This window comes from Spiroplasma sp. hyd1 (genome assembly GCF_016082235.1).
Classification (GTDB): domain Bacteria; phylum Bacillota_I; class Bacilli_A; order Mycoplasmatales; family Mycoplasmataceae; genus Spiroplasma; species Spiroplasma poulsonii.
In genome coordinates, this window is the sequence record NZ_JXYY01000005.1 from 1 (window position 1) to 12,592 (window position 12,592).

The 12,592-nt window shown below is 30.6% G+C and carries 12 protein-coding genes and 1 pseudogene; all 13 read right to left on the bottom strand.

What is annotated here, in order from left to right; all coding sequences use genetic code 4:
• A pseudogene (locus TS70_RS01215) lies at positions 1 to 276 on the bottom strand (hypothetical protein); the annotation flags it as partial.
• Position 277: 1 nt separating this feature from the next.
• Positions 278 to 1,162, bottom strand: a complete 885-nt coding sequence (gene rsmI, locus TS70_RS01220) for a 16S rRNA (cytidine(1402)-2'-O)-methyltransferase (RefSeq protein ID WP_198049171.1) — start codon at positions 1,160 to 1,162, stop codon at positions 278 to 280.
• On the bottom strand, positions 1,152 to 1,721 hold the full coding sequence (gene pth / locus TS70_RS01225; RefSeq protein WP_198049172.1) for an aminoacyl-tRNA hydrolase: 570 nt from the start codon (positions 1,719 to 1,721) through the stop codon (positions 1,152 to 1,154). Before pth ends, rsmI begins: the two co-directional genes overlap by 11 nt.
• A gap of 14 nt (positions 1,722 to 1,735) precedes the next feature.
• On the bottom strand, positions 1,736 to 3,025 hold the full coding sequence (gene purB, locus TS70_RS01230; protein WP_198049173.1) for an adenylosuccinate lyase: 1,290 nt from the start codon (positions 3,023 to 3,025) through the stop codon (positions 1,736 to 1,738).
• Positions 3,025 to 4,326 carry an adenylosuccinate synthase gene (locus TS70_RS01235; protein ID WP_198049174.1) on the bottom strand — a complete coding sequence of 434 codons (1,302 nt, stop codon included), beginning with the start codon at positions 4,324 to 4,326 and terminating at the stop codon, positions 3,025 to 3,027. Before TS70_RS01235 ends, purB begins: the two co-directional genes overlap by 1 nt.
• Before the next feature lie 67 nt (positions 4,327 to 4,393).
• A complete protein-coding gene (locus TS70_RS01240) occupies positions 4,394 to 5,989 on the bottom strand; it encodes a CTP synthase (protein WP_198049175.1) in 1,596 nt (531 codons plus the stop codon).
• An 83-nt stretch (positions 5,990 to 6,072) separates the two neighbouring features.
• Positions 6,073 to 6,612 carry a DNA-directed RNA polymerase subunit delta gene (gene rpoE, locus TS70_RS01245; RefSeq protein ID WP_040092862.1) on the bottom strand — a complete coding sequence of 180 codons (540 nt, stop codon included), beginning with the start codon at positions 6,610 to 6,612 and terminating at the stop codon, positions 6,073 to 6,075.
• 18 nt (positions 6,613 to 6,630) lie between these two features.
• Positions 6,631 to 7,863 carry an HD domain-containing protein gene (locus tag TS70_RS08305; protein ID WP_241460088.1) on the bottom strand — a complete coding sequence of 411 codons (1,233 nt, stop codon included), beginning with the start codon at positions 7,861 to 7,863 and terminating at the stop codon, positions 6,631 to 6,633.
• Between the two features lie 2 nt (positions 7,864 to 7,865).
• Positions 7,866 to 9,314 carry a glutamate--tRNA ligase gene (gene gltX, locus TS70_RS01255; RefSeq protein ID WP_040092861.1) on the bottom strand — a complete coding sequence of 483 codons (1,449 nt, stop codon included), beginning with the start codon at positions 9,312 to 9,314 and terminating at the stop codon, positions 7,866 to 7,868.
• Between the two features lie 21 nt (positions 9,315 to 9,335).
• Complete coding sequence (gene ispF, locus TS70_RS01260) at positions 9,336 to 9,797, bottom strand: 2-C-methyl-D-erythritol 2,4-cyclodiphosphate synthase (RefSeq protein WP_127092311.1); 462 nt, start codon at positions 9,795 to 9,797, stop codon at positions 9,336 to 9,338.
• A gap of 11 nt (positions 9,798 to 9,808) precedes the next feature.
• The gene (ychF, locus tag TS70_RS01265; RefSeq protein WP_198049176.1) at positions 9,809 to 10,909 is read right to left on the bottom strand and encodes a redox-regulated ATPase YchF; all 1,101 of its coding nucleotides are present in this window, start codon (positions 10,907 to 10,909) and stop codon (positions 9,809 to 9,811) included.
• A 22-nt stretch (positions 10,910 to 10,931) separates the two neighbouring features.
• A complete protein-coding gene (locus tag TS70_RS01270; RefSeq protein ID WP_198049177.1) occupies positions 10,932 to 11,822 on the bottom strand; it encodes a ParB/RepB/Spo0J family partition protein in 891 nt (296 codons plus the stop codon).
• A complete protein-coding gene (locus tag TS70_RS01275; protein WP_040092857.1) occupies positions 11,809 to 12,588 on the bottom strand; it encodes a ParA family protein in 780 nt (259 codons plus the stop codon). The genes TS70_RS01270 and TS70_RS01275 overlap by 14 nt, the downstream gene beginning before the upstream one ends.
• Positions 12,589 to 12,592: the final 4 nt, after the last annotated feature.

The window sequence follows — 12,592 nt, forward strand, 5'->3', positions numbered from 1 at the left end:
TATCGCAAGAAGTCTAATATATAACACAAAAAGATGGTTTGTCACAAAATGACAATATTTTTGCTTGCTAAAATAAATTAAACCACCTAACGCAAATAACAAAATTAATAAATCCGTTTGAACACTCCATCAACTAATAAAATATCATGAGTAACTTAACCAATTTAATTGATAATGAAATAAACTATAAAAATAAGTTAACGCTAAAATAATAATTTCCAAACTAAAAAGAAGACTACAATAAATTAAATTTTTAATCTGTATTTGTTTTGACATATTACTGCTTGTGATGATGATATTTATTATACAAGATATTTTTACTAATTTGATATTTGCTAGCAACAAAATCAATTGCTTGTCTAACTCGATAATTTTTATTTTTAATTAATTGATCAATTTCATTAATTAAAACTTCATCAGCAACGATGCTTTTTGGTTCACAAGTAAATCCATCAACAACAATTACATATTCACCAAAAGCAACATTTTCTTCTTCTGCTAAAAATGTTAAAACTTCTTGGCAAGAACCACGATATCATTGTTCATAAATTTTTGTAAGTTCCTTCACCACTGCAATTTGACGATCACCCAGCACCGTAAAAATTAGTTTTAATGTTTCTAACAGACGGTGTGGTGCTTCATAAAAAATAACTGGGTATGGTAGCTGTGCAATTTGTGCTAATTCATTAGTTTTCTTTGTTTTAGTTTTATCTAAAAAACCAAAAAATAAAAAATGTTTTGGATTAAGACCTGAGCTAACAATCGCATTTAAAGCAGCATTTGCTCCACTAATTGGCACAACATCATAAGGATACTCCGCTAAAATTTTATGAACAGCATAATAACCCGGATCACTAATTAACGGATAACCAGCATCACTAATAATAGCAATCGATAAATTAGCTGTTAAATCATTAATCATTTCTGTAAACCGTTCAATTTCATTTTCTTTATTTAATGAAACTAATTTTTTCTTTAGATTAAAATAATTTAACAATTTTAAAGTATTACGAGTATCCTCACAATAAATTTTTTGAACATTATTTTTAATAACATCAATCGCTCGTGATGTCATTTCTTGTAAGTTCCCAATTGGTGTTGCAATTAAATAAACTTTGGGCCGATTACTTTTAAAACCATATTGCTTAATTTTATTTGCCATTATAAAGACTCATTAGTTTATCAAAACTATCACCTTGAACCAAATATTGGGAAATAATTTGAGAAACTCTTTCTAGAAGGTCATTATTAATAATTGCTAACTGATCAGCGCTAAATTTTCCTAAAACCCAGTTGCGAAGCGGGATTTGATTATGCTTACCAATTCCTAACTTAATACGCAAAAAAATTTCACTACCTAACTTGTGAATTAAATCTTTAATACCATTATGCCCCGCACTTGAACCATTCTTTTTTAATTTTATAACATTAAAGGCAAGATCTTTATCATCATAAATAACAATGATATCTTCTAACGTTAATTTATAAAATTGTTTAATTAATAAAACGGCATCACCACTTAAATTCATAAAAGTTTGCGGTTGACAAAAAAGAACTTTTTCATTGTTAATTGCTGTTTCTCAAACAAAAGCATTAAAAACATTACGAGGTTTTGTTAAATTAAACTTAACAACTAGTTTATCAATTGCTAAAAATCCGATATTATGTCTTGTATAACTATATTCACAACCCGGATTACCCAAACCCACAATTAACTTCATAATTTCGCTCCTCTTTATTTCAACACCCGTTGATAAATTTTATCAACATTACGTAAAAAATAATTAATATCAAATAACTGGTCTAGTTCTGATAATGTTAAATATTTTGCAACATCATTTTTAATCAAGACTGTTTTAAAATCAATTTGTTGTTGTGTAAGTAAGGTGCATTTTTGAATAAAATCATAAACTTCTTCCCGCGAATAATTAGTTTTTTTCAAAATTTTTGTTAAAACAACTTGGCTAAAATAAAGATTATTCGCTTGTTGTAAATGTTCATTAATCTTAATTGGATTAACAACTAAATCTTCAAGAACAATAATCATTCGTTTTAACAAATAAACAACTAACTGATATGTGTCAGGAATAATAATTCGTTCATTACTACTATGTGAAATATCACGTTCATGTCATAATAAATTGTTTTCAAAAGCAACATTCATATTGCTACGAATTAAACGAGCTAATCCTGAAATATTTTCCGCACTAATTGGATTTTTTTTATGGGGCATTGAAGATGACCCTTTTTGGGTTTTACTAAAGCCTTCGGCAATTTCGCTAACTTCTGAACGTTGAAAGTGACGAAACTCTAAAGCCATTTTTTCTAATAAACTAGCAATTTGCCCAAAACTAGTGAACAACGCAACATGATAATCACGGGAAGTAACTTGAGTTGCAATTGGATCAATTTGTAATCCTAATTGTTGTGCAACATATTCTTCGACCGCCATTTCAACATGAGCAAAATTACCGACTGAACCAGAAATTTTTACAACTTCAATCCCTTGTGCTGCTGCATTAAAACGAATGATGTTTCGTTCTAATTCTGCATACCAAAGTAAAAATTTTAATCCTAATGAAGTTGGTTCAGCAAACATCCCATGGGTACGCCCCATAATTAGTTGCTTTTTATATAAGAGGGCTAACGATTTTAAAACTGTTTGCAACAGATGCAAGGATTTTTTAACAACTTCATTTGAAACTTTAATTAAATAATTTTGACTAGTGTCAACAACATCAGTTGATGTTAAACCATAATGAATTCATTTCTTTTCTGGTCCTAATGTTTCAGACAACATGCGGGTAAAAGCAACAACATCATGTTTTGTTTCAACTTCTAATTCTAACATTCGTGATAAATTTACTGTTAAATGTTCTTTAATTTTTTTAATATCGCCAGGAGGAATTAAGCCAATTTTAGCTCAACCTTCACAAACTAATAGCTCTACTTTTGCTCAAGTATTATATTTATTTTCATCACTTCAAATTGCTTCCAACTCTGAAACAGCATAACGATTAATCATTAGAAAATTCCCTCATTCATTAAAATGGTTTGTTCACGATCAGGACCAACCGAAAATAAACTAATTGGTACTCCAACAATTTCTTCTAATTTCATTAAATATTGTTGAGCATTATGTGGTAGTTCTTCAAATGACGTCACTTTACTAATATCCTCTTCTCACCCTGGCATTGTAATTAAGATTGGTTTACATGCTTCATATTCTTTAATTGTACTTGGAACATAATCAATTTGTTGACCCTCATATTCATATCCAACACAAATTTTCAATTCCTTAATTGATGATAAAACATCTAACAACATTATTGCCATACTAGTATAACCACTAATTCGTAATGAATGTTTCATTAAAACACCATCGAACCACCCGATTCGCCGCGCGCGACCAGAAACAGTACCATACTCGCGTCCTACTTCGCGAATATATTGTTCTGTTTCGCCGAAAATTTCTGATGGAAACGGACCAGTTCCAACTCGCGTATTATAAGCTTTGACAATTCCAATAACATTATTAATATAACGCGGGGCAATTCCAACCCCAACCGGAATTGATGCAGCTGTTGGATTAGAAGATGTCACAAAAGGATAGGTTCCGTGGTCTAAATCCAGCATTACTCCTTGGGCTCCTTCAAATAAGACTTTCTTATGGGCATAAATCGCATTATCAACTAAAATTGAAGTATCAGTTACCTTTGTTTTAATTTGTTGGAATAAATCTAAATATTCTTTTCAAATTAATTTTGGTTCAAATCCTTCACTATTAAAAATCTTTGTTAAAATTTCATTTTTAAATTTCAAATTATTTTCTAATTTTTGTAAAAATCCAGCTTCATCAAACAAATCACCTAAACGAATCCCAATTCGTTCGGCCTTATCCTGATAACAAGGTCCAATTCCTTTTTTTGTTGTTCCAATTGAATCTTTTTGGCGATATTCTTCTTGCAATTCATCAATTTTCATATGATATGGAAAAATTAAATGTGCTCGATCACTAATCCGTAGATTGCTACAGTCAAACCCATTTTCTTGTAAATAATTAATTTCACTAACTAATTTTCGTAAGTTAACAACACAACCATTCCCAATTACATTAATTGAATTTTTATTAAAAACACCCGAAGGAACAATACTTAACTTATATTTTGTTCCCTTAATCACAATTGTGTGCCCAGCATTATCGCCACCCGCTCAGCGCACAATAACATCAGCTTTTTGGGCAAAATAATCGGTAATTTTACCTTTTCCTTCATCCCCTCATTGACTACCAACAACCGCTAATGTTCGATAATTTGTACCACTCATAACTTATTCCCAACCTTTCTACCTTTTAATCTTAATATAATTTTCAATGATTTTACATTTTTTCTCTTTATTTAGTCTTAATTACCGCTTGGATAAAACCATTAAATAATGGGTTTGGTTTGTTTGGCCGTGAAGTAAACTCAGGATGATATTGCGCAGCAATATAAAACGGATGATCACGTAATTCAATAATTTCAACCAAGTTTTTTGTCTCATAAAGGCCACTAAAAACTAATCCTGCTTGTTCTAATTGTTGACGATAATCATTATTAACCTCATAACGATGACGATGACGTTCTAATACTTCATCTTTACCATATAATTGATGAGCTAATGTATTTGGAACTAAAGTTGTTTTATAATTTCCTAATCGTAACGTTCCACCAATATCTTCTGTTTTATCTTTGCCACGAATCAGATCAATAACAGCATTATTTGTTTTAACTAGTTCAGAAGAATTTGCATCCTCAATATGACAAACATTACGAGCAAATTCAATCACTGCTGCTTGCATTCCAAAACAAATTCCTAATAACGGAATCTTATTTTCACGGGCAAACTGACAAGTCAAAATTTTCCCCTCAAAACCTCGTTTACCAAAACCACCAGGAACTAAAATTCCCTTTGCATTTTGAAATAACTGTTGATAATTATCGACAGTAACATCTTCAGCTTTAATTCAATCAATTTTAATTTGAACACTATTTTCATAACCAGCAATTCGTAATGATTCACTAACAGATAGATAAGCATCTGGTAACTCAATATATTTTCCGACCAACTTAATTTCAATTGTTGTTTGTGAATGTTCAATTTTTTCAACAAATCGCTTTCATTCCGTAATATCTGTTTTTGTAATGTTTAAATTTAACAAATTACTAATCACTTGCTGCGCATTCTGCTGATACATTTTCATTGGTACTTCATAAATACTCGCAGCATCAGTTGCAACAAGAACATTACTTTTTTCAATATTAAAAAATAAAGCAATCTTTTCAATTAAACTATCATCTAATAATTGTTCTGCGCGAGCAACAACAATGTCGGGTTGAATTCCTAATGATAATAATTCTCGCACTGAATGTTGCGTTGGTTTTGTTTTTGATTCCTTTGAAGCAGCAATATACGGAACTAATGAAACGTGCATATATATCACATTTTCACGACCTTGTTCCATTCGGACTTGGCGAATTGCTTCAATAAAAGGTAATGATTCAATATCACCAACAGTACCACCAATTTCAGTAATAATAATATCAGCTTTTGATGTTTCTGCGGCATAATATACCTTCTTTTTAATTTCATTAGTAACATGTGGCACCACTTGGACTGTTCCGCCATCATATTCACCACGACGTTCCTTTTCAATTACATTTTTATAAATTTGTCCTGAAGTAATATTTGATTCTTTTGTTAAGTTTTCATCAATAAAACGTTCATAGTGTCCTAAATCTAAATCAGTTTCTGCACCATCAGCTGTAACAAAAACTTCCCCATGTTGATAAGGGCTCATTGTTCCTGGGTCAACATTTAAATATGGATCAAATTTTTGCATAAAAACATTTAATCCACTTGCTTTTAATAAGACACCAATTGAAGAAGCAGTAATTCCTTTCCTCAGACCGCTTACAACTCCTCCCGTTACAAAAATATATTTTGCCATCGTATTTTCATCCTTTCATCCCCAAATAAAAAGAGTTTAGAAATTAACAGGGTTGTCAGTTCTAACACTCTTCAATCTTGGTATTAATTATTTTCTTCCATTTCCTTTTCAAGAGCTTTTCAGTCAATTTCTTCTGTAATACCCAATTTAGCGGCTACTGTCTCATCGTCATCATCAACAGAATAATCATTTGTCAACTCATCATCCTCAACTTCAATTTTGACAAAATCATCCTCTTCATTATCATCTTCATCTAAAGTATCATCAAAATCAAGAGTGTCAATCAATGATTCCTCTTCTTCATCTTCTTCCTCTTCATCTAAATCAATATCTTCAAATTCTTCTGTTGTTTCAAATTGATCAGTATAATCATATTGTTTTTTAATATCATCATATTTTAAAAATTCACGCAACCCTCACATACCTTCACTTGTTAAGACAAAACGATTATCTAAAACTAAATCAGTATATAATTCCGCAATAACGTCTTCCTTACTTGTTCCGTGTACTATTACAGCACTTTGTGAAGCAATCTCATTTCAAATATTTTCAAAAGTATCACTTCCACCTTTTTTCTTTAAACATAAATACACTAACTCTAATAATTCTACACTATCGTTCATTAATTTAAACCTTTCTTACTAACTACTTTCATATCTTTCACCAATTGAAAACCAAATTGTTGTTGCAGTTTCTTTGTTATTATTTTTAAATGCCAAGACTTCTGACACTTCCATAATGCATTTTATACCATCAGGAGTATCAATATAAATTGGTTTTGTATCACTATCATATAATTTAACTGGTTTTAGGTTATATTCAACCATAAAATAATTATAATGGTTTTTATATTTTTTTATCAAATTATTTTTAATTTCTTCTAAATTTCTTTTATCATTATTTACTTTTCGTAAAAACTGACGATTTGTTAACATTTTAATTAAAGTAACTAAAATTTCATCATTTTCCTGCTCTAACATTTTTAAATAAGTAAATAAAGTGTAATCATCTAATAAACAATACTCTTCTGCTTTTATCATTTTACCATCAAATAATGGCCTTAATAATGTTACAATATCTTTATTTTTAAAAGGATATTTTTCATGGTATAAATCACATAAACGCTTAAACATCATTTTAAAAGTTAAATCAAAACCAATGCTTAATGGGTGTAAATAAATTTGTTTATACATATGATAACGACCAATTAGAAAGGATTCAATTGCATACTGAACTTTTAACGGAAAAATGATTTTTTTGTCTTTAATAAACAAGTGCCGAATAATTCATTGCGTATCAACATGACTATAACCAACACCACTTGTTTGGCCATCACGTAATAAGTAATCCATCCGATCAGCGTCTAATTGCGATGAAACTAATGATGATAAAACACTATCCTGATGTTTTCCTTCAATAATCATACATAATTCATTAATTTCATCTGAACTAAATTCTTCAATTAAAATCTTATTAATATTTGATGTTGGACTTTTGATTAATAATGTTGAATAACTTTCGTGGTTAATATTACTATTCGTAATTTTATTAATCATTTCAAAAGTATGCGAAAAAGGACCATGCCCAATATCATGCAATAATCCTGCTAATTTAACCAATAATTGTTCATGTTTACTATACATTTCTTGAAAACTTGGTGTTTCTAACATTTTACTAACCAAATGATAAACACCAATACAATGTGAAAAACGCGTATGCGACGCACTTGGAAAAACATATTGTCCCCCTGCTAACTGACTAATGCGACGTAACCGCTGAAATTCTGGAGTATTAATTAATTTGACAGCAATTTCTTCAATAATTTCAATATCACCATGAACACTATCCCGGATTGTTAAGGGTAATTTCATCATCTTTATTGTAATTTTGTAATATTACTAATTACTTGTTCCTTTCCTAATAAATAAATAACCTTTGCTAGTTCTGGTCCGTGTTCTTGATGAGAAGTAAAAATTCGAATTGGCATAAATAGATTCTTTCCTTTCATTTTATACTGATCACCCATCTTCGTAATTAGGTCTTTAATATTTGTTTCTGTTCAATCTGATAACTCATGTAACTGTGTTTTAAAAGTTGCAATCATTGTCTCATAACCACTTAATTCTATTAACATTCCCCTTGTTGCTGATGCTAACTGCGCAACTGGTTCAAAGAAAGATTTTGCTAATGTAACAATTTCCGCACCATATTGAAGTTCTTTTTTATAAATTAATAATAACATATTTACTCATTCTGGGGTTTTTTTTGTTAAATCAAATGCTTGCGCTAAAAAAGGTCGAACAAAAGCAAGATAATCTTCATCGCTAAGTTGTTTAAGATAATAATTATTCATTCAAGTTAATTTTTTAACATCAAACATACTTGGCGATTTACTAAATCGTTTTTCATCAAATAACTTAATTAATTCATCGTGAGAAAAAATTTCTGCTGTTCCCAATGGTGATCATCCTAATAAACTAATAAAATTAAAAATTGCCGTTGGTAAATAACCTAAGGTACGATACTGACTAATAAACTGCACTAAATGACTATCACGTTTTGATAGTTTTTTATGTTGTTCATTAACAATTAAAGTTAAATGCGCAAAAATTGGTGGTGTTACATTAAAAGCTTGGTAAATCATTAATTGTTTAGGGGTATTAGAAATATGTTCTTCACCGCGAACAACATAACTAATTGCCATTAACATATCATCAATTACTACTGCAAAATTATAAGTTGGAATTCCGTTTGATTTTAAAATAACTCAATCCCCAAGGTCTTTTGATTCAAAATGAACCGAACCACGAACTAAATCATCAAAATCATAACTAGTGTTATCGGGAACAAAAAAGCGCAAATTATATGGCGTATTATTTGCTAATTTTGTTGCAACTTCAGTTGCTGATAATTTTCAGCATTTTCGATTATAACGTGGAGCAAGGCGTCCTGCCGCTAATTGCGCTTCACGATCTTGTTCTAATTCAGTTGGGGTGCAGAAACAATAATATGCTTTTTTCATATCTAATAACTCTTGAGCATATTTTTGATACAAATCTAACCGTTCTAACTGGCAATATGGCCCATAAGCTCCTGGTCGATCAATTGTTTCATCTGGTTCAATTCCTAATCAGCGTAAATTATCTAATTGTGATGCAATTGCTCCATCAACATTACGTTCTGTATCAGTGTCTTCAATCCGTAAAACAAAAACACCTTGATAATGTTTCGCAAATAAATAATTAAATAAAGCTGTTCTTGTATTCCCAATATGTAAAAATCCCGTTGGACTTGGTGCATAACGTAATCTAATCTTTTGACTCATTTTAGTTCCTCATTCTAACTTCTAACAATTGTCTTTTTTAACTAGCAGCAATGTTGTATAACTTTGAATAATGTTAGTAAAGTTTTTTTCTGTTGTTGTTGCTTTAATATTAATATTTTCATCTTCTAATTGTAATAATTGTTTTAAATTCATCTTAATTGCTGTTTTATATTCTTTTAATTTTGGCGCATCAACAATAATCGTTGTATCAATATTAACAATTTGATAATTTTGCTTAGCCATTAAAGTTAGTGCTTGCTTTAAAATTACTTGTGAATTAATATTTTTGTTTGTTTCATCAAACCAATCACCTAAATCGCCAAGTCCTAAGGCTCCAATAATTGCTTCACTAATTGTGTGTAACAAGATATCACCATCCGAAACAGCTTCAACTTGATGTTGACAGGGAATAAAAATTCCTCCCAAAAGTAATCCTGTTCCTGCTTTTAAATTATGTAAATCATAACTATTACCAATCCGCATTATTATTCTCCTTAAACATTAAATTTGAAAAAGCAAATATCACCATCTTGCATGATATAATTTTTTCCTTCACTCCGTAAACGACCATTTTCTTTTATCGCTTTTTCACTACCGTATTTGATTAAATCAGCATATGAATATATTTCGGCACGAATAAAACCACGTTCAAAATCAGAGTGAATAAGACCCGCACACATTGGTGCTGTTGAACCCTTCTTAAAAGTTCAGGCACGAACTTCTTGTTTTCCCGCCGTAAAAAATGTTTGTAATCCTAATAAGGCATATGATTTTTTAATTAATTGATTTAACCCTGTTTCTTTAATACCATAATCTTCCATTAACAGAGCACGATTAGTTACATCTAACACCGATAATTCTTCTTCAATTTTGGCACAAATAACAACAACTTCAATCCCATTTTGTTTGCCATATGCCTTTACGTTTTCAACATAAACATTATCTCGTTGACTCAAATCATCTTCAGCGACATTAGCAACATAAATAAATGGTTTAATTGTTAATAAATTAAAACTTTTTACAGCTCTTAATTCATCTTCTGATAACACAAGATCTTTTAATAACTTGTTTTGTTCTAATGTTGCTGCTAACTTTAATAACAACTCATATTCAAGAACATCATCTTTTTGTTTTAGGGTTTGCGCTTTTTTCGCCACTTTATCAATTCGTTTCTGAATTTGTTCTTGATCAGAAATAATTAGTTCCAAATTAATAATTTCAATATCACGAATTGGGTCAACTGTTCCTTCAACATGTGTAATATCTTTATTATCAAAACAACGAACAACCATACAAATTGCATCCGTTTCGCGAATATTTTGTAAAAAAGCATTGCCTAAGCCTTCTCTTTTACTAGCGCCAGCAATTAATCCGGCAATATCATAAAATTCAAATGTACTACGAATTGCTTTATTTGGTTCACAAAGATTAATTAAAGTATCCATGCGTTCATCAGGAACTTCAACTGTTCCAACATTAGGATTAATTGTTGCAAACGGATAGTTTGCTGCTTCAACTTGTGAATTTGTAATTGCGTTAAATAAAGTTGATTTACCAACATTTGGTAAACCAACAATCCCCATTTTTAATGCCATCTTTTTTCTTCCTTACTATCAACTAATCATCTGTTAAACCTAATAATTCTAAAATTCGGTTTAAATCTTTTAATCCATGGTAACTAATAACAACCTTATCAGCATCAATAACGACCTTTGTTCCTAATTTTCGCATAATTTTATTTTCTAAAAATTCATTAACAGTTCGTTTCCCCGAATCTTTTTTATTAGTTTCTTGAACTTTACTTGGTTTTGTCCCATAAGTTTTAACTAATTCTTCAACTTGGCGCGCATTTAAATTAAGACTGACAATTTTATCAACAACCTTTTTAAATTCACTCTTATCAATGTGAAGACTAATTAACGGTTTCACTTGTCCCATCGTAACTTTATTTTCTAATAATAATTTCTGAACATCAGCTGGTAAAGTTAATAAACGTAAGGTATTTGTAATATGACTCCGTGATTTTCCAATTCGTTTTGCTAATTCATCTTGGGTTAAGTCTAGTAACGCAATTAATTCCTTATATGCATTTGCTTCTTCAATCGTATTTAAATCAACCCGTTGGATGTTTTCAACCAATGCCACTTCTTTCATTTGTTGATCATTAAAATCAACAATGATTGCTGGAATTTTTGTTAACCCTGCTAATTTAGCAGCGCGACTACGACGTTCTCCCGCCACTAAATAATAACCACTACTTGTTTTTTTAACAATTATTGGTTGAATTAAACCATATGCTTTAATTGATTGTGCTAATTCTGCCAACTCTTCGTCATTAAAAGTTTTTCGTGGCTGATGTGGGTTTGGAAAAATTTCTGTTAGCATAATTTCATTTGCTGTTGCTTTTAATTCATCGCTACTTTCAATTTCTTTAATTACATCGTTAATTCCTTCACCAAAAATTTTATCCAATCCCTTTGAACTTAATCGACTCTTATTGTTTGCCATTATTTGCCAACACCTCTCTCGTTAATTCTTCATACGCAATTGCCCCGGCGCCACCTTTATCATAATCAAAAATACTTAATCCATGTGAGGGTGATTCACTAATTTTAATATTACGGGGAATATGCGTTCGATATACTTTTTCATTAAAATATTTTTTAACTTCTGCCATTACTTCAAATGATAGTTTTGTTCGTGAATCAAACATTGTCAGAACAATCCCTTCAATGGTTAAATTTTTATTAAACATTTTTTGTACAAAGCGAATTGAAGTTAACAATTGGGCTAAACCTTCTAATGCATAATATTCCGCTTGAATTGGAATTAAAACTGAATCAGCACAAGCTAACGCGTTTCGATTAATTAATCCTAATGACGGTGGACAATCAATTAAAATAAAATCATATTTATCACGAATCGGTTTAATCCGGTCAAGTAACAGACTTTGATTATCATCTAATTTTTCCATTAAATAAATATCTGCTCCCGCTAACGAAATTGTTGCTGGTGCTAAATCAACATTATTGATAACGCCTGGGATAATAATATTTTTTAACGGCACTTGACCAACTAAAACATCATACATACTCATCCCATCATGAATTTTATCTTTATTAGCCCCCGTTCCTGTTGTCGCATTTCCCTGGGGATCAATATCAACTAATAAAACTTTTTTCCCAGTTCGCGCTAAGCCCGCCGCTAAATTAATTGAAGTTGTTGTTTTTCCAACCCCACCTTTTTGGTTTGTGATTGCAATAATTTTCCCCATAATT